The sequence below is a fragment of the Promicromonospora umidemergens genome, from assembly GCF_024171995.1.
Lineage (GTDB): Bacteria > Actinomycetota > Actinomycetes > Actinomycetales > Cellulomonadaceae > Promicromonospora > Promicromonospora umidemergens.
This window is the reverse complement of sequence record NZ_JAMTCT010000011.1, coordinates 34,273-54,687: the sequence shown is the minus strand read 5'-3', so window position 1 is coordinate 54,687 and position 20,415 is coordinate 34,273. Positions and strand designations below refer to the sequence as shown.

Here is a 20,415-nt window from a genome sequence, read left to right as displayed (position 1 = left end):
GGCCTTCGCGTCGCTGGAAATCAGCGGCGAAGCGTCACTTCGCGACGGCCTTCTTCAGCAGCGAGCCGGCGCTGATCTTCACACCGAAGTTCGCGGGGATCTGGATCTCCTCGCCGGTGCGCGGGTTACGACCCGTGCGGGCGGCACGCTCGACACGCTCGGCCGAGAGGAAGCCCGTCACCTTGACGGCCTCGCCCTTGGCGAGCGACTCGATCAGCACCTCCTGGAAGGCGTTGAGCGCGGCCTCGGCCTCGGTCTTGTTGATCTCAGCCTTGTTGGCGATGGCCGAGACGAGCTCGGACTTGTTGAGCGACATGCGGTTCCCTTCTTCGGTCACGTCGTGCGGCGGTACCCGCCCGACGACGAGGCCCCATACTGCCAGCAGATCGGCAGGAATTCGCGGAGAACGGGCACTTCGACGGCGAGTCGTGGCTAACTTTCCGCTCTGAGAGGACGCGAACCTGTGTACGAGCCTGTGGACGACGACGGTGCAGAGGCTCTTGAGGCAGTGTCACCGCGCACTATCCGATGACTTCCGCAACCCATAGCGGTCTACCGTTCCGGTAGGTGCTACACCAATGAGAGGAAATCGTGGAGAAACCGCCGTCCGAGGTCCCAGCCACCGTCGAGGGCCCCGTCGACACCACCGAGGTGGTTGCTGAGCCCGTCGAGCCGACCCCCGAGACGGTGCCGCACGCGCGCCGCAACCTGGTCGTGCTGGTGTTCAGCAACCTGCTGGCCGGGGTCGGCGTCGCGTCCGGTGCCGCCGTCGGTGCGCTGCTCGCGGAGAGCCTCGGCGGCACGTCCGTGGCCGGTCTCGCGCAAGCCGTCGGCGTGCTCGCCGCCGCGGTCGCCTCGATCCCGCTCGCTACTCTCGCCCAGGTTCGCGGCCGCCGCTGGGCGCTGTCCCTCGGGTACGGGCTGTCCACGGTCGGTGCGCTGCTCATCGTCACGGCCGCGGTGCTCGGGCAGCTCGTCGTGCTCCTGGTGGGCCTCACGCTCTACGGCGTGGCGAACGCGACCAACCTGCAGTCCCGGTACGCGGCCGCCGACAACGTGGGTTCGGGCACGCGCGCGAGGACGATGTCGATAGTCCTGTGGTCGACGACGGTCGGCTCGGTGGTGGGCCCCAACCTCGCGGCGCCCGGTGCGGCGCTGGGCAGCGGGTTCGGCGTGCCCGACCTGGGCGGGCCGTACCTCTTCTCGATCGTCGCGTACCTGCTCGCCGGGCTCCTGCTCGCGGCGCTGTACCGGGATCCAGCGGGCAGCCTGGCGGTGTCGGGCGCGCGCACCGCCGTCGGGCAGCCTGGTGGGCGGGACGATAGCGCGCGGACTGCCGAGCCGAAGCGGACCGGCGCCGTCGCCGCGCTGCGCTGGGCCTTGGCGCACCCACAGGCGCGGTTCGCCGTGGTGACCACCGCCGTGGCGCACGGCGTGATGATCATGGTGATGGTGATGACACCGGTGCACATGCAGCACGGCGGCATGTCGCTCCGGCTGGTGGGCATCGTGATCAGCCTGCACGTGCTGGGGATGTTCGCCTTCAGCCCGGTGTTCGGCTGGCTGGCCGACCGCTTCGGGCCGCTGCGCGTCGCCGTCGGCGGGATGGCGCTGCAGGGGGCGGCGGTCGCCGTCGGCTTCACGGCGGCGGCCCTGGTGCCCGACGCCGGAGGGCACGCCGGGCACGGCGGACCCGGTCCGGTCCTCGATACGGAGGTGCTCACTGCGGCGGCGCTCGTGCTGCTCGGGCTGGGCTGGTCGGCGTGCGTGATCGCGTCGTCGGCGGTGCTGGCGTCCGTGGCCGAGCCGCAGGTCAAGCTACCGCTGCAGGGTGCTACGGACGCACTGATGAACTACTTCGGCGCGGGGTCCGCCGCGCTCGCCGGGCCGCTCCTCGCGTGGGGCGGGTTCCAGGCGGTCAACACGGCGGGCGCCATCCTGCTCGTGCCGGCCGTGGTGACGGCGATCCTGGCGGTCCGGGCGCGCTGACCCGTCCGGCTCAGCCCTTGGGCTGGTTCTCGTTGGGCTTGTCGCCGTCCGGGTCCTCGGGGTCGGCCTCGTTGGCCTGGCGCAGCTTGTCGTTCTCGAGGATCTTGCGACGCATCATCACCACGACGCCCAGCACCACGAGGACCGCCGCGAGGATGCCGCCGGTCACGGCCAGGCCGCTGACGCCCGCGCCGTCCCCGTCGCCGGCCAGCTCGGACGGGGTGGTCGCCTCGGCCGCGCCGTCGGTGGGCTCCTCGACGGGCGCCGCCTCCTGCGTCGACATCTCGGGCACCTCGGTGGCCGCGGCCGTCGATCCGTCGGTGGGCTCGTCGACCGGCTCGGCGGCGGCCTCCACCACGTAGCTGAACTCGCCGTCGATCGGGTGACCGTCGGAGGAGACCACGTGCCACGCGACGTCGTACGTGCCCGCCGGCAGGTCGTCGGCGAGCTGTGCGGTGACCACCTCGTCGTCGACCTGGATGTCCTCGCCCCGCGCGGTGGTGCCGTCGGGGCCGGCGAGGACGATCTCGATGCCGGTGTCGAGCGGCGCCGAGCTGAAGGTGAGCGTGATGCTCGCCGGGGGCTCGTCGAGCGTCGCGCCGTCCTTGGGGTCGGACGACAGGAGCTGGTCGTGCGCGCTCGCCGGGCCGGCCACCAGCAGCAGCGCCGCGAAAGTCAGGACCCCGGCGAACACGGTGATCACGCGGACGAGGCGACGGTTCCCGGGCCGAGCCAGGGCTACGGAGGCAGCAGGCATACGAGGCACCCTACCCGCCCTTGTTGTGAGCGTGACCGTTGCGAGTACCTGTCCGTTCCAGGCGTAACGATCGCGCCCACGGCCAAGGGGGTCAGGGGGTCGGGGTGTTGGTGTTCAGCTCCTTCAGCCAGGCCGTCGCCTGCGCGTCCGACGGCATGCGCCAGTCGCCGCGCGGCGACATCGTGCCGCCAGGGGACACCTTCGGGCCGTTCGGCAGGGCCGACCGCTTGAACTGCGAGGCGAAGAACCGGCGCACGAACACGTCGAGCCAGCGCCGGATCGTCGCCAGGTCGTATTCCGTGCGGCCCGACGACGGGAACCCGGGCGGCCACTCGCCGTCGTCCACCGCGTGCCACGCGTGCCACGCGAGGAACGCGATCTTGGACGGCCGGTAGCCGCGGCGCAGCACGTGGAACAGCGTGAAGTCCTGCAGCGCGTAGGGGCCGACCGTCGCCTCGGTGGACTGCGGCGTCTCGCCCTCCTCGGTGGGGATCAGCTCCGGCGTGATCTCCTGCTCGAGGATCTCCGTCAGGACGGCGTTGACCGGGCTGCTCGCCTCCGCTGCGAGCTGCCCGCTGTCGATCGACCAGCGGATGAGGTGCTGGATCAGCGTCTTCGGCACGCCCGTGTTCACCGCGTAGTGCGACATCTGGTCGCCCACACCGTACGTGCACCAGCCCAGCGCCAGCTCCGAGAGGTCGCCCGTGCCGAGCACGATGCCGCCGCGGTGGTTCGCGAGCCGGAACAGGTAGTCGTAGCGCAGCCCGGCCTGGACGTTCTCGAAGGTCACGTCGTACTGCTTGACGCCGTCGGAGAACGGGTGGTCCAGGTCGCGCAGCATCTGCTCGGCGGCGGGCCGGATGTCGAGCTCCTGGAACGTTACGCCCAGTGCCTCGGCGAGCCGGACCGCCCGGTCCTTCGTCTCGGCGCCCGTCGCGAAGCCCGGCATGGTGAACGCGTGGACGTCGGTGCGCGGCCGGCCCAGCCTGTCCATCGCCTTGACCGCGACGATCAGCGCGTGGGTCGAGTCGAGACCACCGCTGACGCCGATCACGATCTTCGGCTGCCCGATGGCGCGCAGTCGCTGCTCGAGCCCGGTGACCTGGATGTTGTACGCCTCGTAGCAGTCCTGGGCCAGGCGCTCGGCGTCGTCGGGCACGAAGGGGAAGCGGTCCACCTTGCGGCGCAGGCCGATGTCGCCCTGCGGGGGCTGGACGCTGAACGCGATCTCCCGGAACCCTCCGTCGTCGCCGGTCGAGCCTGCCGGGACCATCCCCAGCCCGCGCCGGTTGTCGTCGAAGGTGCCCTGCCGCAGCCGCTCCTGGCGCAGGCGGTCCAGGTCGACGTCGACCACGGTCGCGCGGGCGCCGTCGGGGAACCGCTCGGTCTCGCCGAGCAGGTCACCGGCCTCGTAGACCATGGTCTGCCCGTCCCAGGACAGGTCGGTGCTGGACTCGCCCTGGCCCGCCGCCGTGTAGACGTAGGCGGCGCTGCAGCGGTAGCTCCCGCTACGCACGATCAGGCGACGGTCCTCGGCGCGCGCCACGGTGACCGGGCTCGCCGACAGGTTCAGCAGCACCGTCGCGCCCGCGAGCGCCGCCAGCGCGCTCGGCGGCACGGGCACCCACATGTCCTCGCAGACCTCGACGTGGATGTCGAGGCCGGGGACGTCGTCGGCCCGGAAGATCAGGTCGGGGCCGATCGGCACCTCCTCGCCGAGCAGGCTGAGGGTGCCGCGGTGCTCGTCGCCGGGAGCGAACTGCCGCTTCTCGTAGAACTCGCGGTAGTTCGGCAGGTAGGACTTGGGTGCCACCCCGAGGATCCGCCCGCGGTGCACGACGACGGCGGTGTTCAGCAGGCGGCTGCCGACCCGCAGCGGCGCGCCGACGACGAGCATCGTGGTGAGCTCGAGGCTGGCCTGCCGGACCTCTGCGAGCGCCTCGAGCACGGACTCCAGCAGGACGTCCTGCATGAGGAGGTCGTCGATCGCGTAGCCGCTCAGGCAGAGCTCCGGGAACACCGCGACGGCCACGCCGTCGTCGTGCAGCTGCCGCGCCTGTTCCAGGATCGCTGCGGCATTGGCGGCGGGGTCGGCGACGGCGACGGGGATGGTGCAGGCCGCGACCCGGGCGAACCCTTGGGCGTAGGCGTTGTAGAAGTCCACGGGTTCGAGTCTATGGATGCGTGCGGGAGGTGCCCGACGGCGGGCTGGGCCGGGAGGGCCTGCACGACTGAGGCACGTTCACCTCACGCGATGCCAGCGATGTCCCCGTCGTCGAAGACGATCGCCTGCTGCAGCTCGCCGCCCAGAGCTCTCGCGTAGCGGGCAAGTACCTCCTGGCCGGAGATCTTGCCCTTCTCGATCTGCGACACCCGCCCCTTGGTGACGCCCATCCGGTCGGCGACCTCCTGCTGTGTCATGCGCCGCTTCTTGCGCAGCTCAGCGAGCCGGTATCCGGTCACCTCGGCCAGGAGCTCCTGCTTGCCGCGCTCGACGGCTTCCTCACCACCGGCCCGCGCCACATGCTCGGCGCGAATATCCTGCCATCGCACATAACCGGTCATGACACACCTTCCTCGTCCGCCATACTGCGAGTATAGCGATCGGTATACATCTTCGCACGGCGAACGAATACCTGTCACGCCTTCTCGCTACTGTCCCTCCATGGTTCAAGACCCCGACTGCCTCTTCTGTCGCATCGTGCGCGGAGAGCTGCCCTCGACCCGGATCGACGAGGACGACCGCACGCTCACCTTCATGGACATCAACCCGGCGTCCGACGGGCACTCGCTCGTGATCCCGAAGGCGCACGCCCGCGACCTGCACGACATCACGCCCGAGGACCTGGCCGCCTGCTCCGTCACCGCGCAGCGAGTCGCGGCCCGGGCCGTGAAGCAGCTCGGTGCCGACGGCGTGAATCTCCTGAACTGCGCCGGCGCGGACGCCTGGCAGACCGTCTTCCACTTCCACCTGCACGTGGTGCCCCGGTTCCGCGACAGCCCGGACCGCGACTCGCTCCGCCTCCCGTGGACGTCGACGCCTGGCGATCCCGCGCGCATCACGGCCGCGGCGGAGCTCCTGCGCGCAACCACCTGAGCGGAGGACGTGGTGCCAGTCGGACGCAGCGATGAGTTCCGTAGGCTGCCGACGTCTGACCTGGTATAACGCAGTGTTGACCGGCACTGCACCGCCACGTGAAGGGACCTTCCATGTCGTTCCAGGCCTACCTCGACGCCGTCGAGACCAAGACCGGACACACGCCGCGCGAGCTCATCACGCTCGCGGAGGAACGCGGGTTCGACGCGTCCACCAAGGCCGGCCCGATCCTCGAGTGGCTCAAGACGGACTACGGCCTGGGTCGTGGGCACGGCATGGCCATGGTCCACGTCATCACCAAGGGGCCACAGATCAGCACCAAGCACGTCGGCTCGTCCGGCTCGCACGCGGACGCGACCGACACCCTGTGGATCGACGGCAAGTCGACCAACCCGGCAACTCCCGGCTGAGCGGGCCGGGCCGCATTGCTGGAATCTCGTTAGCCTGGGTAATGATGAGCCCATGACAACCCGCTCCACCATCGCCATCATCAACGCCCACGTGGTTCCCGTCGCCGCCGAGCCCATCGAGCACGGGACGGTCCTCATCACGGACGGTGTGATCACCGCCGTCGGGCAGGACGTCGCCGTCCCCGAGGGCACCGCCACCATCGACGCCCAGGGCAAGTGGCTCCTCCCGGGGTTCGTCGAGGCCCACGGCCACCTCGGTGTGCACGAGGAGGGCGAGGGCTGGTCCGGGAACGACACCAACGAGATGACCGGCCCCGACGGGTCCGCGCTGCGCGCGCTCGACGCCATCCAGGTGGACGAGGAGGGCTTCCGCGACGCCCTCGCCGGCGGTGTGACGACTGCCGTCATCAAGCCGGGCTCGGGCAACCCGATCGGCGGGCAGACCGTCGCGATCAAGACGTGGGGCGGCCGCACCGTCGACGAACAGCTCGTCAGCGACAGCGTGTCGGTGAAGTCCGCCCTCGGCGAGAACCCGAAGCGGGTCTACGGGGACAAGGGCCAGCTCCCTTCTACCCGCCTGGGCGTCGCCAACGTCATCCGCAAGGCCTTCGTCGACGCGCAGAACTACGTCGCGCAGCGCGACGCCGCAGCGGCCGAGGGCAAGCCGTTCGAGCGTGACCTCGCGAAGGAGACCCTGGCCCGCGTGCTGGCGGGCGAGCTCGCCTGGGACCAGCACACGCACCGCGCCGACGACATCGCCACGGCGATCCGTCTGTCGGAGGAGTTCGGCTACCGGCTCGTGATCAACCACGGCACCGAGGGCCACAAGATCGCCGACGTCCTCGCCGAGAAGGACATCCCGGTCATCTACGGCCCGATGTTCACGTCCCGCTCGAAGGTCGAGCTGCGCGACCGCTCGATCCTCAACCTGGTCAAGATGGCCGACGCCGGCGTCCGCGTCGCCATCACCACCGACCACCCCGTCATCCCCATCAACTTCCTGGTGCACCAGGCGACGTTCGCCCTCCGCGACGGGCTGCCCTGGGCCACCGCCCTGGCCGCCATCACCACCAACCCGGCGTCGTTCCTCGGCCTGGACGCACGGGTGGGTGCGATCAAGGAAGGGCTCGACGGCGACGTCGTGCTCTGGTCGGGCGACCCGCTCGACACCAATGCGCGCGCCGAGCGTGTCTTCATCACCGGCACGGAGGTCTACACCTGGGACCCGGCCGCCGACGGCGGGCGTGGCACGGGCCGCGTGGTGGAGCGCGGGGCCCGCTTCGCCTGACTCGGAAAGATCAGGTAGTCGGCAGAACGTCAGGAGATCGGTAGCTCGAAATGCCGATCACCTGACGTTCTGCCGATTACGTCGGTCTCGGCCGGCACCCCGGTATGACACGGACCGGCACCGCGGTTCGACGTGGCGGGCCGCCGCCGGGGCGTAGCGTGCGAGCATGCTGGGCACTTCCCAACCTCCGGGCGACGCCCCCGCGGAGCCGCACGCCCCCGGGCCGTTCGACCGCACCCGTCCACGTGCGTTCGTCGCCGTGGCCGTGGCGGTCGCCTCCAACCTGGGCTCGATCGGCGCGGCACGCGGCCAGGCCTGGGCGACGGAGCCCGGCCTGGCCGGGGTACTCCTGCTGCTCGTCGCGCCCGCGGCACTGCTGCTCCTCCTGCCCCGCCGCCCTGCGCTCGCCACGGTCCTGTCTGTCGCGGCCACCGTCACCTTTCTGCTGCTCGGTCACCCGTGGGGGCCGGTCTTCCTTGGTCCGGTCGCGGTGCTCGCGGGCGTCATGCTCAGCGGGGAGGTGCGTCGCGCCCGCCGGATCGCGTGGTCCGGCGCCGCCCTGTTCGCCGGGGCCGTCGGCACCGTCGCCACGTTGGTCGCCCCGCGCATCGAGCGGATCGTGGCCGACCTGCCGCCCCGCCCGGACGGAAGATGGGGGCCGGGCTCCGGCTGGGGACACGGGGGCGGCGCCTGGTTCCTGAACATCGAGGCGATGATCGCCGGGGCAGCGTGGCTCGCCGTCGTGCTGCTGATCGCGAGCGCCGCGCGGGACCGGATCGCACGCCGGACGGCAGCGCGAGCCGCGGCCAGGGCGACCGCGGCCGAGCGCGAGCGCACCGCCGTCGCCTCGGAGCGCCTGCGGATAGCGCGCGAGCTGCACGACGTCCTCGCCCACTCCCTGTCCGCCATCAACGTCCAGGCCGGTGTGGGCCTGCACCTGCTCGAGAAGAATCCCGGGCAGGCCCGTGAGGCCCTGTCCAACATCCGCGACACCAGCAAGGACGCGCTCGCCGAGGTCCGCACCGTGCTGGGCATAGTCCGCGAGGGTACGACGCCGCCCCCGGGCGCGCTGCCTGCCGACGCCGCGCCCCTCGCCCCCACCTGGGACCTCAGCGGTCTACGTCACCTGGCCGACCAGGCTCGCGCCGACGGGCTCGACGTCACCGTCGAGCTCGCCCCCGGTATCGGCGATCTGCCCGACCACGTCGCCGGCGTCGTGCACCGTGTGGTCCAGGAGTCGCTGACCAACGTGCGCAGGCACGCGCCGTCGGCCCGCCGGGTGACGCTGCGGGTCACCCAGGGCGAGAGCGTCGAGGTGGTGGTGGCCGACGACGGTGTCCAGCCAGTGACCGCCGGCGAACCCGCCGAACCCGGCTACGGGCTCCTCGGGATGCGCGAACGTGTGGAGGGTTCCGGCGGCACCCTCCGTGCAGGCCCTCGCCCGGACGGGGCGGGCTGGGAAGTTCGGGCCACGCTCCCGGTCGCAGCGCCGGCCGAGCCAACCCGCCCGGACTCTGCCGAACAGACGGATGCCCCACCCGAGCCCGGAGAAACCACATGATCGACGTCCTGCTCGCCGACGACCAGGCGCTGGTCCGCGGCGGTTTCCGCGCACTGATCGACTCCGAGGACGACATGCGGGTCGTGGCCCAGGCCGCGACCGGCGACGACGCAGTCGCCCTCACCCTCGACCACCTGCCCCAGGTGGTGCTCATGGACATCCGGATGCCGGGCCTGGACGGGCTCGAGGCGACGCGGCGGATCATCGCCGAACCACGGGCGGCGGGCGTGCACGTCGTGGTGGTGACGACGTTCGAGCTGGACGAGTACGTGACGGAGGCGATCCGCGCCGGGGCCTCCGGGTTCCTGGTCAAGGACACCGAGCCGGCGGAGCTGGTGCGGGCGGTGCGTGTGGCGGCGTCGGGCAACGCGCTCCTGTCGCCGACGGTGACACGGCGGCTGCTCGCCAAGGTCGCGGAGGCGACCCGGACGGTGCGGCCGGTACCAGCGCTGGCCGACCTCACGCCGCGCGAGCGCGAGGTGCTCATCGAGGTGGCGGGCGGGCTCGCGAACGACGAGATCGCGGGCAAGCTGTACCTCTCGGAGTCGACGGTGAAGACCCACGTCTCGCGGGTGCTCATGAAGACCGGTTCGCGGGACCGCGCGCAGCTCGTGGTGCTGGCGTACGAGGCGGGCCTCGTCCGCCCCGGCTGGGCCGGAGGTGCAGTGCAGGGTGGGGGCTGAGGAACGAGGCACCCGCCCGGAGCGGAACCGCAGGCCCAGCCGGTACACGCAGAGCTGGGCCTGCTGACCCTCCGCCGGGAGTACGGCACCACGGGGGTAGGGGAGCAGGTACGCGGGGGCGACGACCCAGGCGTCCGGCGGCGAGAGCCTGGTGCTGTGGCCGGAACGACCGGCCGATCCGAATGCTGGAGGTCGACATGCTCACCGCGACGACGGAGGTCCTCGCCAACGGGCCCCACAACGGCTGGGACGGACCCGGCCCGTTCTTCTTCATCATCCCGCTGCTCTGGTTCCTGCTGTTCGCGACGGTGATCGTCCTGATCGCCCGGCGCGCCCGGCGGGGAGCTCGCGGCGGATGGGGCGGCCCCTGGGCCGCGCACGCGGCGGCCGGTGCCGACCCGGTGACGCTGCTCGGCAACCGGTTCGCCCGCGGGGAGATCGACGAGGCCGAGTACCGCTCACGCCTCGCCGTGCTCCGCTCGGCGGACCCCTACCCGACGGCCCACCCGAGCGCGGGCCCGAACGTCGGCCCGACGGCGGCCGGCGCACCCCCCGCGGCTCCCACGCCGCAGGACCAGCCGCCGGCTGACGGCGACCGCTGACGGTCGCTCGGCGGCAGCCTGCGCAGATACCGGACGCCCGAGCCATTCCGGTGGCCCGGGCGCCCGGCGCGCGTCCAGCAGGCCCGGTAGCGCCTGGCGGCCGGGCCCTCGCGTCACCCGGCAACGATTGGCCCTCTGTTGCGGCGGTGCCGCTAGACTCGCGGGCGAGTGCGACGGAACGCACTTTTCTGACCCGATGACGTGAGGGAAGTAGATCGTGAGCACCAGCAAGAACTGGGCAACGGCCGCACTGGTCACCTGTGCGCTACTGCTGTCCGGATGCGCCGCCCTCGAAGACATGGCCAGCGACTTCAGCCCGTCGGGCGAAGAGGTCGCGCAAGACGCCCCCTCGCCCATCGCCGAAGCTCCCATCAGCACCGGCGAGTACGACCTCGTCGAGTCGTGCAACGCGTTCTTCAACGGCCCGATCGTCTCGACGGTCTCGGAAGCCGCCAAGGCCGTCCAGGCTCCGCTCGACGAGGACCTGACCGGCACCGTCAGCTCCATCAGCAGCAGCCTCGGTCTGCTGATCGGCAAGTCCGACGAGGTCAGCATCGCCCACCTCGAGGCAGTGCGCGCGCCGTTCGACCAGGCGCTCGACGGCTCCATCGCCCGCCCCACGGCGGTCACGAAGGCCATCGAGTACTACAAGGCCACGTGCACGGAGGCCGGCTTCAAGGGCTGATCTCCCTGGTCAGGTCGGCCGAGCGGCGAGCTCGCCCGACGAGGACGAGCTCGACCGCCGGCCGCCCGACGGGTCAGCTGCCCTTGAGGAACTCGTGCATCACCGGGCCGGCCGTCGTCGAACCGAGCTCTCCCTCCTCGATGAACACGACAGCCGCCAGGTCGTTCGCGATAGCGAGCATCCAGACGTGCGCCTTGCTCCCGTCACCGAACTGCGCGGTACCGGTCTTCGCGCCGACGATCCCGGGCACGTCCTGCAGCAGCGTGGCCGATCCCTCCTGGACCACACCGCCCATCAGGTCACGCAGGGTGGCCGCCTCGTCAGCGGTCAGATCGCCCGACGGCGCCTCGGCCTCCTTCTCGCCCGGCGTCTTCGCCACCCACGGCGACACGGTGTGGCCGGCGGAGACGCTCGCCGCGACGGTAGCCATGGCGAGCGGTGTCGCCAGCACCTGACCCTGCCCGATCATCGACGCAGCGTGCTCGGTGCCCGGCGCCTCCGTCGGGACGTCGCCCAGTGCGGCAGCCGCCCCGAAGGCCGCGGGCTCGACGCCCAGACCGAGCGACGCCGCGGCGTCGTGCAGCTGCTGCTGCGAGATCTCCTGGTGCTGCGAGATGAAGCCCGTGTTGCACGAGTTCGCGAACACCGTCCGGAACGGCACGGCGTCGCCCATCGCGGACTCGGGATACCCCGGTACGTTCTGGAACTGGCGGCCCTCTACGTCGATCGTCGCCGTGCAGGGCAGCGGGGTCTCCGGCGTGATCCCTGAGCGGAGCATCGCGAGGGACGTCGCGATCTTGAACGTCGACCCGGGCGGGTACTGTCCCAGCGTCGCCGTGTTGTACCCCTCGGAACCCGGACCCGACGCCGCCGCGAGCACCTCGCCGGTCGACGGCTTGATCGCGACGATGGCACTCGCCAGGTCGTCGAGGTCGGCCAGTGCGGCCTCGGCGCGGAGCTGGGTCTTCGGGTCGAGCGTGATCGCTACCGGCTCGCCGTCCGCCTTCTCGATGGTGAACGCCTCGCGACCCTCGCCCTCTGCGGGTTCGATGGTCACGGCGAGGCCTGGCACACCGCGCAGCTGCTCGTCGTGGGCAGCCTGCAGGCCGGAGATGCCGACCATGTCGCCCGGCTTGACGGTGCCCTCCGACTCCTCGACGATCTCAGCGGTGGCTTCACCGACCGACCCGAGAAGGGCTCGCGCGAAGTCGCGCTCCTTCGCGAGCGGCAGCTCGTCCGGGATGCCGACGACGCCGTCGATCGCCATGGCAGCGTCGAAGTCGTACTCCGGGTCGTTCTCCCGGATCGTGATGACCTCGACGAACGCCTTCGCCCCGGCCGAGTCGACCTGTGCGGCGATGCCGTCGGTGGTCGCCTTGTCGAAGCCCAGCACGTCGCCGAGCTTCGTGGCGGCGGTGTCCCAGCCCGGCCGGGTCTTGTCGATGCCCACGTGGTGCACCGGCGTCATGCCCACGAGCGTCTCGCCACCGGTCGTGACGATCTCGCCACGCACCGGCTCTGTGCGCTCGACGGCCAGGCTCTCGCCCGGCTCCAGGCCGGGAACCATGATGCCCGTGTTCCAGGCGGCCTCCCACGCGCCGGCCTCACCATCCGTCGGGCCGGGGTAGGTCAGCTCGGCGACCGTCTCGTACTCCCAGGCCGCCTCCGTCGCGACGGGCCAGGTCCAGGCAAACGTCGCGGTGGCGGTCGCGGTGCCGTCGTCGCCCTCCTGCATCGGCGTGACGCTCTTGACCGTGACGGTCCCGGAGTCCTCGCCCACGGCGGCGAGCATCTGCTCGAACACCCGGGCGTACTGCTCGTCCGGCGATGCCGACGTCTCCAGCGCGAGCGGGACGTCCGCCGGCGTGCCGGCCTCGAGCGCGGCCGCCAGCTCCTCTGCGGCGGTCTCCGCGTCGGGGACGGGCGGCTCACGGAACACGAACCAGGCCCCTACGCCCACCGCGAGAAGGACCAGGACGACGATGCCGGTGATCAGCGCACGGCGGCCCTTGCCCGGTGGAGCAGGAGCGGCGGGTGGCGGCCCTCCGGCCGGCGGCACCGTGTCGTACCCACCTGGCGGAGGCGGTACCGGCGCATGACCGTCCGCGGGCACATGGGGTGAAGGGTGTCCACTCATGCCCTGGAGCCTAAGGGGACGGTCATGCTCGTCACGTGTTCTCTCTTGGGAGAAATGGCGCGGGCGCGGGTGAAATGGGGCGGAGCCGCCGAACCCCCTGGATCTGCGGCCCCGCCCGTCGACGTCACGCGTCCGGGTACCGCCAGCGGTCACGAGGGCGCGTGGCGAGCTTGAGGTACGAGATCGTCGGCGCCGTACGACCGGTGGCACGCATCCGGTGCTCCCGGCGGTTGAGCAGCTCCATGCGCCGCAGGTCACGCTCGATCGCGGCCACGTTGTTGCCGGTGAGCGCTGCTGTGCTGGTCGTCATGGTCGTCATGGTCGTCATCGTCGATCCCTGTCTCCCTGGCCCCTCGAGTGGACGCCCTCAGTTGATCAGGACGTACCGGGAGCTCGTTTCGTTGGTAGGGAGCGACGACGTCGCGATCTGTGACCGCGGCGACAAACTTCACCCGGACGCAGAACTCTTCGGACAGGACTCGGGTCGGGGCGACTCCTCGGTGCGCCCCGACCCGTTCCCGTGCTCGGCGGGCAGGTCAGGCGGTCGGCGCCGCCTTCACCACCGGGCCCCACGCCAGCGGGTCGAGAGAGCGGCCGTCGTCGTCCGCGTTCCCTGCCCAGAGGCGTGCATCGGCGATCGTGGCCGAGAGCAGGCCTCGCAGCCGGGCGTCGACGTCGGGGACGAAGGCCTCGGAGATGCCCTGCACCGCGGTGGAGACCACGCTCGGCGCGGCGTCGCGCACGAACCGCTTGGGCCGCACGCTGGTGCCCGCACAGAACCGTTCGGCCCAGGCCGCCGTCTTCGGCACGGCCGCGAGCGCGTCCTTGCTCTCCGGCGCGAGGGTGCCCGACGGTCGATCCTCCAGGACGTCGAGCATGCGCTCCGACCCGAGGATCGCCACGGCGAGCGTCTGCTGCCGGTCGGCAGGTGACACCGGTAGCGCAGTCTGCGCTGCGCGCAGCGCGATGCGCACGTCCCAGCGGGGATCGGTGCTGTTCAGGCCGATCACGGACGGGATGAGGGGCGCGAGCTGCGGGCGCGCGTGGTCTGCCGTGAGGTCGTTCACCGCGCGGGCCAGCATCGCGATCAGCGGGTGCGTGCAGGCGGGGTGATCACTCCACTTCTCGCCTGCGAGGAAGGATGCGAGCTCCATGAAGCACGCGCCCTTCTTCGGATTGCGGTGCTTCCCACGACCCAGCATGGGCAAGATGTCGTACGTTCCAGCTTCGGTTCCGGTCACGATTCCACCCCCGAATTGGGTCCGCTTCTTGTTCCAGTGTGCGTCCGGTGTGACGTGGATCGCAATAGCGAGCCTGTGAACTGCCTGGATCTCGTCTTCCGTCGCGGTCGACCAGAGCCCGAGCCTGGCACCTCAGACCACATCGGGCCACCTCAGGGGCACCTCAGACGGCGACCTGAGGTGTCCGTCCGGCCAGGACTGCCCGATCGACCGATCCGGAGGTACCGGCCTCAGGACGAGTGTCTTCCTCATCAGCCGGACGGGCACACGGCCCGCCGGGGACATCCGGAGGAATCATGTCGATGTGGGGACCCGCCGTCGAGGCGGAGATCGAGTACCGGCAGGCCGAGGTCAGGAAGGCCTGGGGCGGCCGGCGGGAGAGCGGCGCGGACCGGTACCTCCGGTCGCGGCGCCGCTCCGAGCGGCGGTCGGGACGCCGGCCGGAGCACCAGGCGCGGCGCGACCGCGTCGAGCAGATCAGGGAAGGCATCGCTGGTATGCGTCCGGTGGCCACCGCCACCCGTCGCGGCCTGTTCGCGTGATGGAGGTGGAGGCCGAGGCGCAAAAGGCTGGGGGGACTGTCGGTGGCCGGTGGCACGATGGGCAGGTGCGACGGTCTACGACGATTCCCCTGGTCTCCCGGCAGGAGCAGGTTGCCTCCCTTCTGCTGGCAGTGGGGCGCGCCTCGGCGGGCCGGCCCGGCCTGGTGCTCGTCGGCGGCGACGCCGGGGTGGGCAAGACCCGTCTGCTCAGCCACGTCGCCCAGGCGGCGGAGCAGGCCGGTGCGAGCTCCGTCGTCGTGCACTGTGTGGACCTGGGGCAGGTCGGCATCCCGTACCTCCCGTTCACGGACGCACTGACTCAGCTGCAGGCCGGAGCCGCAGGGCCGGAGGCCGCCGCGCGGGTGGCCGAGCTCGTGGCGGAGCGGCCTGCACTGTGGCGGCTCCTGGAGCCCGGCGGGAACGGTGGCGCCGACCACGACGAGCGGCTCCAGCTCTTCGAGGGCATCGCGCGCAGCCTCGCGGTAGCCGGCGCGCCCGAGCGGCCGCTGGTCCTGGTGGTCGAGGACGTCCACTGGGCCGACGCCTCGACACGCGACGTACTGCGTTTCCTCGCGGCCCGCGCCAGGTCGGAGCATGTCCTGATCGTGGTGTCCTACCGGTCGGACGACGTCGACCGGCGCCACCCGCTGCGCCCGCTGCTCGCCGAGCTGTCCCGGCTGGAGCACGTCGAGCGGATAGACCTGCGGCCGTTCGACGAGAGCGAGCTGCGCGAGTTCACGACTGCCCTGGCCGGTCGGCCGCTGGGCGCCACGGGCTTCGCCGAGGTGCTGGAGCGGTCCGAGGGCAACGCCTTCTTCGCGGAGGAGCTCCTGGACGCCGGGCCCGACTCGGCCAGCCTGCCCTGGACGCTCACCGAGGTGCTCCGCACCCGGCTCGAACGGCTGGACCCCGACGTGCAGCAGGTGCTGCGCATCGCGTCGGTCGCCGGACGCCGCGTGCGGGAGGAGCTGCTGCGGGCCGCCACCGCCCGGTGGGGCGAGCTGGACGTCGACGTCGCACTGCGTGAGGCCGTCACCCAGCAGGTCCTCGTGGTGTCAGGGGTACATCTGGAGTTCCGGCACGCACTGCTGGCCGAGGCCCTGTACGCCGACCTCCTACCGGGTGAACGCTCGGCAGTACACCGTGCGTACCTCGCGGTGATCGAGCAGGACGGGCCGGACGGCACGCCGATCGGCAGCGCGGCCGAGCGCGCGCACCACGCCTTCGAGGGGCACGACCTGCCCGCCGCGCTGAGCGCGTCGCGGGACGCCGCCCTGCGGGCCCGCCGGCTGCTCGCGCCCGAGGAGGAGCTGAAGCACTGGGAGCAGGTGCTGGCGCTGTGGGAGTCCGTCCCGGACGCCGAGGAGCGGATCGGCAGCGACCGGGTCGCCGTCGCGCTCTTCGCCGGCGAGGCGGCCGCACGGGTGGGCGACCCGGTGCGTGCGGTCAAGCTGACCCAGCGCGCGGCCGACAGCGTCGAGGACCCCGTACGGCGAGCCGGCCTCGAGCACGTGCTCGTGCGCCGGTACCTCGACCTCCGCACCTGGGACGAGGAACCCGGGCAGGTGGAAGCGGCGGTCGCGGACCTGCGGGCCGCCCTCGAGATGCTGCCGCAACGCAGCCCCGAGCGGATCTGGACGAACGCCCTGCTGGCTCGGGTCACGATGATCATCGACGAGGACGACGCCGCCCGCGTGCACGCCGCGTGCGCCATCGAGGAGGCGCGCGCCATCGACCACCCCGGCGCCCTCGCCGACGCCCTGTCCACCCTCGCCGTGCTCGACGTCGCCGACCCCGACCAGGCCGCAGCCCGGCTCGACGAGGCCCGCGCGGCCGCCGTCGAGGCCGGGGACGTGCTCACCGAGATGCGCGCGCTCTACAACGCGACGGCCAACCGGTTCTACGCGGGAGAGCTCGAGACCGCCGACCAGCGGGTGCTGCATGCGCTCGCCCGGGCCGAGGAGCTCGGTCTGGCCTGGAGCACGCCAACGGTCAGCCTCCGGGTCCTGCAGGAGGTCATGCTCTACTTCCGCGGCGACCTGGCGGAGCGCAGCAGCGAGGGAGTCCCGGCCACGGCCAAGCAGGTCATGGACGCCACCCGCATGTACGCGGCCGTCGCCAGGGGTGACAGCGACGTGATCGCCCGTGGCGAGGCCCTCTTCGAGCACTGGCGCAGCGACGGCATGATCGCTCTGCTCGGCGGCGGCAGTCTTGTCGACGCGTTGACGTGGGCAGGCCGGTACGACGACGCCGCAGCGCTGGCCGTGCGGATCACCGACCACCTCGGCGAGGTGTGGACCGAGGTGTTCCTCGGCCGGATCTGGCTGTCCGCGCTGGCGATCGCCGCCCTGGCCGGGGCCGCGGAGGCGGACCGCTCCACCGGACGCGCTGGGGCTCCGGGCTCCGCCGCCGCCAACGCGGTCGAGATGCGCGCCACCGAACGCCTGGACCGCGGCGACGCCCTGCTCGCCATCGCCAGGGAGACCGCACAGCGCGGGCGGCCGCGCGGCGGGGTCCTCGGGCCGGAAGGTCGGGCCTGGCTCCAGCGGGCGACCGCCGAGAACGCCCGCCTGCACGCCGCGGTGGGACGCCCGCCCGGTGCGGCGGACGGCGGCGGCGACACCTCGCCCGGCGCCCTGTGGCGAGAAGCCGCCACCGCGTGGCAGGAGACAGTGAACGCCTTCGACTTCGGGTACCGCTATGAGGTGGCTCGCGCACGCTACCGCTGGGCCGAGGCCCTGCTCGGCACCGGCGAACGCCAGGCTGCGGAGGTCGAAGCGGCCGAGGCTCTCTCGGAGGCGCAGGACATGGGCGCCAACCCGTTGGCCGACGCCGTCCGCGCGCTGGCCAGGCGAGCACGGCTCGACCTGCCGGGGGTACGCCGCGCTACCGCGTCGACCCTGACCGACCGGGAGGAAGAGGTGCTCGGCCTCGTCGCGCAGGGCCTGTCCAACCGGCAGATCGGCGAGCGCCTGTTCATCTCCACCAAGACGGTGAGCGTGCACGTGTCCAACCTGCTGGCCAAGCTCGGAGCCTCGGGACGCGCTGAGGCGGTCAGCCTCGCGCACCAGCACGGCCTGCTCAATGTGACCTGACCGCGAGGCCGCAGATTACCCGCCTGGCGCAAAAGCGACACATCCGGTACATCTGTCGCGCACACGCCCTTCTCTCGCAATACTGAGGGGATGCCGACGGACCTCCAGGCGCTGCGGGACCTAGAGCACGTCGGTCTCGGTGCACCCACTGCGGACGAGGCCTTTGACCGGTTCGCCCGTCTCGTTCGGCGGCATCTGAACGTGCCGGCCGCGGTCGTGTACTTCGTGGTCCCCGAGGGACAGGTCCTCGCGGGTGCTTCGGGGATGCCGGAGCCCCTCCAGTCGAAGCGTCTGCTGCAGCACCCCGGCACGCTCACGAACATGATCGCCACGCGTGCGGAACCGGTCGTCTCGTCGGACGCCCGCCTGGACCCCGCGCTGCGCGACGGCTACCTGGTCCGCGAGATGGGCCTGGTCGCGCTCGCCGGCTATCCGGTCTTCGACCTGCGCGGCCGCGCCGTCGGCGCGCTCTGCGCGGTGGTCGGGGAGCCACGCGTGTGGTCGGAGGACGACCTGGCCTCTCTCGCCGACCTCGCCGCCGCCTGCACCGCCGAGCTGCGCCTGCGCGCCGAGCGGGAGCGCGCACGCCGGATCCAGCAGACGGCGGTCCGGGCCAACCGCCGCAGCCGGTTCCTGCTCTCCCTGAGCGAGGCGTTCGCGAACGCCAACACCATGGACCAGGTCGAAGCGGTCATCGTCGAGGTGGGCACCGCCGGGATCGGCGCGCGCTACTGCGGGTTCGCCGTGGCCGACGCCGACGGGCGGGGCATCACCTACCGGTCGCTGGTCCACGCGGAGCCCCGGTTTCCGCAGCGGCTGCGGCAGGCCAAGCTGGACGACCACCGGCCGCTGTCGGAGGCGGCCCGTACCGGACGGCCCCTCTTCTTCCGGTCGGGCGACGAGCTGTTCTCGATGTTCCCCGGGATACAGGACCACTGCGATCCGGGGGTCGGCGCCCGGGCGTTCCTCCCGGTGGTGACGGCCGGCGCCGTCGTCGCTGTCATCGTGCTGGCGTGGGAACGTGACCGCGGGCCGGACAAGGACTCCTACGCGCTCCAGACCGGCCTCGCGCACTACACGGGACACGCTCTCGAACGAGCCCGTCTCCTGGAGGAGCGGCGCGAGTCGGCGAAGACGCTGCAGCGGGCGATGCTCAGCCGCCTGCCCGAGGTGGCGCACCTCGACATGGCGGCCACGTACTCGCCCGCCACCCGCTCCGACCAGATCGGCGGCGACTGGTACGACGCGGTGGCGGTGGACGACGACGCGACCATGTTCATGATCGGCGACGTGACCGGCCACGACATGCGCGCCGCCGCGAAGATGGGCCAGCTCAGGTCCTTGCTGCGGGCGTTCGCGTGGAGCCACGACGAGTCGCCGTCGGCCCTGTTGTCCCTGCTCGACAAGGCCAACTCGGGCCTGGGGCTGCTCGCCAGCGGGACCGCCGTGGTGGCCCGGCTGGAGCGGGTCGCAGGGGCCTATCAGCTCACGTGGTCCACCGCCGGCCACCCGCCGCCCCTCGTGCTCCGGGAGGACGGGACGGTGGAGCGCCTCTCGGTGCTGCCGGACATGATGCTGGGTGTGCGTCCGACGGCGAAACGCACCGACCATGTCACGACGCTGCACCCCGGTGACACGCTCCTGCTCTACACCGACGGGCTCGCCGAGCAGCGCGGGACCACGCCCGACCAGTGGCTGAACCGGCTGCAGAAGACGCTCGGCGTGCTGGGCGACACGGCCACGGCGGCACTGCCCGTCACCCTCGTGCGCCGCCTCGCGTCCGACGAGCAGCGGGACGACGTCGCCGTGCTCGCCGTCCGGGTGCGGGCCGCGTCCCCGTCCGGGCCGCCGTCGCCCGGCCGTCCCGCCACGGCGGAACGCAAGCTCGCCCCGTCGCTGTGCGACGTCGGCCCCGCCCGCATCTGGGTCGACGACGTGCTGGAGAGCTGCGGCGTGCCGATGCCGCTGCGTCGCACGGTCATGCTGCTGACGTCGGAGGCGCTGACGAACGCCGTCGACCACGGTCAGGCGCCGTTCACCGCCACCGTCGAGGTGGACATGGAGCGCCTGCGCGTGGGGGTGCGGGACTCGTCCACCGCGCAGCCCGAGCTGCGCGACCCCACGGTCACCGACTTCGGCGGGCGTGGCGTCCAGTTCCTCGAGCGGCTCGCGTCCCGCTGGGGCGTGGACCGGCACGGCGAGCCCGCGACGACGACGCCGCCGCGCGCCGGCCGACGGGAAAGCCGCCGGACCGGCAAGACCGTCTGGTTCGAGCTCGACCTGAGCTGAACCGGACAGAACAACCAGGACCGGCCGGATCCTGCCGGG

18 protein-coding genes are annotated in these 20,415 nt (G+C 71.9%); 11 read left to right on the top strand and 7 right to left on the bottom strand.

The window, feature by feature from the left end; translation table 11 throughout:
* Window positions 1-34: 34 nt before the first annotated feature.
* Window positions 35-316, bottom strand: a complete 282-nt coding sequence (locus APR04_RS17260) for an HU family DNA-binding protein (RefSeq protein ID WP_253872310.1) — start codon at window positions 314-316, stop codon at window positions 35-37.
* 275 nt (window positions 317-591) lie between these two features.
* Between APR04_RS17260 and APR04_RS17255 the strand changes: the two genes are divergently transcribed.
* Window positions 592-1,989, top strand: a complete 1,398-nt coding sequence (locus APR04_RS17255) for an MFS transporter (RefSeq protein ID WP_253872309.1) — start codon at window positions 592-594, stop codon at window positions 1,987-1,989.
* A gap of 10 nt (window positions 1,990-1,999) precedes the next feature.
* Here APR04_RS17255 and APR04_RS17250 read toward each other — a convergent pair whose 3' ends face one another.
* The 3 genes from APR04_RS17250 to APR04_RS17240 form a co-directional block, all read right to left on the bottom strand.
* Window positions 2,000-2,746 (bottom strand): copper resistance CopC family protein, encoded by a 747-nt coding sequence (locus tag APR04_RS17250; protein ID WP_253872308.1) that lies wholly within the window; start codon window positions 2,744-2,746, stop codon window positions 2,000-2,002.
* Window positions 2,747-2,837: 91 nt separating this feature from the next.
* Entirely contained in the window at window positions 2,838-4,910 is a 2,073-nt protein-coding gene (locus APR04_RS17245) for an NAD(+) synthase (RefSeq protein ID WP_253872307.1), read from the bottom strand.
* Window positions 4,911-4,993: 83 nt separating this feature from the next.
* Window positions 4,994-5,311: a helix-turn-helix domain-containing protein gene (locus APR04_RS17240; RefSeq protein ID WP_253872306.1), complete on the bottom strand. Its 318-nt coding sequence runs from the start codon at window positions 5,309-5,311 to the stop codon at window positions 4,994-4,996.
* A 100-nt stretch (window positions 5,312-5,411) separates the two neighbouring features.
* Between APR04_RS17240 and APR04_RS17235 the strand changes: the two genes are divergently transcribed.
* The 7 genes from APR04_RS17235 to APR04_RS17205 all read left to right on the top strand — a co-directional run bounded on the left by APR04_RS17235 (window position 5,412) and on the right by APR04_RS17205 (window position 11,072).
* A complete protein-coding gene (locus tag APR04_RS17235; RefSeq protein WP_253872305.1) occupies window positions 5,412-5,843 on the top strand; it encodes an HIT family protein in 432 nt (143 codons plus the stop codon).
* A gap of 113 nt (window positions 5,844-5,956) precedes the next feature.
* Entirely contained in the window at window positions 5,957-6,253 is a 297-nt protein-coding gene (locus tag APR04_RS17230) for a DUF4287 domain-containing protein (RefSeq protein ID WP_253872303.1), read from the top strand.
* A gap of 52 nt (window positions 6,254-6,305) precedes the next feature.
* Window positions 6,306-7,541, top strand: coding sequence for an amidohydrolase (locus tag APR04_RS17225; RefSeq protein WP_253872301.1), 1,236 nt, complete (start codon window positions 6,306-6,308; stop codon window positions 7,539-7,541).
* A gap of 166 nt (window positions 7,542-7,707) precedes the next feature.
* On the top strand, window positions 7,708-9,102 hold the full coding sequence (locus APR04_RS17220) for a sensor histidine kinase (RefSeq protein WP_253872299.1): 1,395 nt from the start codon (window positions 7,708-7,710) through the stop codon (window positions 9,100-9,102).
* The gene (locus APR04_RS17215; RefSeq protein WP_253872297.1) at window positions 9,099-9,785 is read left to right on the top strand and encodes a response regulator; all 687 of its coding nucleotides are present in this window, start codon (window positions 9,099-9,101) and stop codon (window positions 9,783-9,785) included. Before APR04_RS17220 ends, APR04_RS17215 begins: the two co-directional genes overlap by 4 nt.
* A 197-nt stretch (window positions 9,786-9,982) precedes the next feature.
* Window positions 9,983-10,387 (top strand): SHOCT domain-containing protein, encoded by a 405-nt coding sequence (locus APR04_RS17210; protein ID WP_253872295.1) that lies wholly within the window; start codon window positions 9,983-9,985, stop codon window positions 10,385-10,387.
* Between the two features lie 217 nt (window positions 10,388-10,604).
* Window positions 10,605-11,072, top strand: a complete 468-nt coding sequence (locus APR04_RS17205) for a hypothetical protein (protein WP_253872293.1) — start codon at window positions 10,605-10,607, stop codon at window positions 11,070-11,072.
* Between the two features lie 73 nt (window positions 11,073-11,145).
* On the opposite strand, the gene APR04_RS17200 is transcribed toward APR04_RS17205, so the two are convergent.
* The 3 genes from APR04_RS17200 to APR04_RS17190 form a co-directional block, all read right to left on the bottom strand.
* A complete protein-coding gene (locus APR04_RS17200; protein ID WP_253872291.1) occupies window positions 11,146-13,209 on the bottom strand; it encodes a penicillin-binding transpeptidase domain-containing protein in 2,064 nt (687 codons plus the stop codon).
* Window positions 13,210-13,333: 124 nt separating this feature from the next.
* Entirely contained in the window at window positions 13,334-13,537 is a 204-nt protein-coding gene (locus APR04_RS17195) for a hypothetical protein (RefSeq protein ID WP_253872289.1), read from the bottom strand.
* Between the two features lie 208 nt (window positions 13,538-13,745).
* Complete coding sequence (locus APR04_RS17190) at window positions 13,746-14,450, bottom strand: hypothetical protein (RefSeq protein ID WP_253872288.1); 705 nt, start codon at window positions 14,448-14,450, stop codon at window positions 13,746-13,748.
* A gap of 296 nt (window positions 14,451-14,746) precedes the next feature.
* Here APR04_RS17190 and APR04_RS17185 point away from each other — a divergent pair, with 296 nt between their 5' ends.
* The 3 genes from APR04_RS17185 to APR04_RS17170 all read left to right on the top strand — a co-directional run bounded on the left by APR04_RS17185 (window position 14,747) and on the right by APR04_RS17170 (window position 20,376).
* Window positions 14,747-14,992 carry a hypothetical protein gene (locus APR04_RS17185; protein WP_253872286.1) on the top strand — a complete coding sequence of 82 codons (246 nt, stop codon included), beginning with the start codon at window positions 14,747-14,749 and terminating at the stop codon, window positions 14,990-14,992.
* 65 nt (window positions 14,993-15,057) lie between these two features.
* On the top strand, window positions 15,058-18,087 hold the full coding sequence (locus APR04_RS30615; protein ID WP_308292363.1) for a helix-turn-helix transcriptional regulator: 3,030 nt from the start codon (window positions 15,058-15,060) through the stop codon (window positions 18,085-18,087).
* A 90-nt stretch (window positions 18,088-18,177) separates the two neighbouring features.
* Window positions 18,178-20,376, top strand: a complete 2,199-nt coding sequence (locus tag APR04_RS17170) for a SpoIIE family protein phosphatase (protein ID WP_253872284.1) — start codon at window positions 18,178-18,180, stop codon at window positions 20,374-20,376.
* Window positions 20,377-20,415 lie beyond the last annotated feature (39 nt).

Coding starts and splice junctions, on each gene's coding strand:
- APR04_RS17225 (WP_253872301.1), top strand. CDS start 6,306: ATGACAACCCGCTCCACCATCGCCATCATCAACGCCCACGTGGTTCCC.
- APR04_RS17195 (WP_253872289.1), bottom strand. CDS start 13,537: ATGACGACCATGACGACCATGACGACCAGCACAGCAGCGCTCACCGGC.
- APR04_RS17210 (WP_253872295.1), top strand. CDS start 9,983: ATGCTCACCGCGACGACGGAGGTCCTCGCCAACGGGCCCCACAACGGC.
- APR04_RS17220 (WP_253872299.1), top strand. CDS start 7,708: ATGCTGGGCACTTCCCAACCTCCGGGCGACGCCCCCGCGGAGCCGCAC.
- APR04_RS17200 (WP_253872291.1), bottom strand. CDS start 13,209: ATGAGTGGACACCCTTCACCCCATGTGCCCGCGGACGGTCATGCGCCG.
- APR04_RS17240 (WP_253872306.1), bottom strand. CDS start 5,311: ATGACCGGTTATGTGCGATGGCAGGATATTCGCGCCGAGCATGTGGCG.
- APR04_RS17170 (WP_253872284.1), top strand. CDS start 18,178: ATGCCGACGGACCTCCAGGCGCTGCGGGACCTAGAGCACGTCGGTCTC.
- APR04_RS17235 (WP_253872305.1), top strand. CDS start 5,412: ATGGTTCAAGACCCCGACTGCCTCTTCTGTCGCATCGTGCGCGGAGAG.
- APR04_RS17250 (WP_253872308.1), bottom strand. CDS start 2,746: ATGCCTGCTGCCTCCGTAGCCCTGGCTCGGCCCGGGAACCGTCGCCTC.
- APR04_RS17215 (WP_253872297.1), top strand. CDS start 9,099: ATGATCGACGTCCTGCTCGCCGACGACCAGGCGCTGGTCCGCGGCGGT.
- APR04_RS17230 (WP_253872303.1), top strand. CDS start 5,957: ATGTCGTTCCAGGCCTACCTCGACGCCGTCGAGACCAAGACCGGACAC.
- APR04_RS17260 (WP_253872310.1), bottom strand. CDS start 316: ATGTCGCTCAACAAGTCCGAGCTCGTCTCGGCCATCGCCAACAAGGCT.
- APR04_RS17185 (WP_253872286.1), top strand. CDS start 14,747: ATGTCGATGTGGGGACCCGCCGTCGAGGCGGAGATCGAGTACCGGCAG.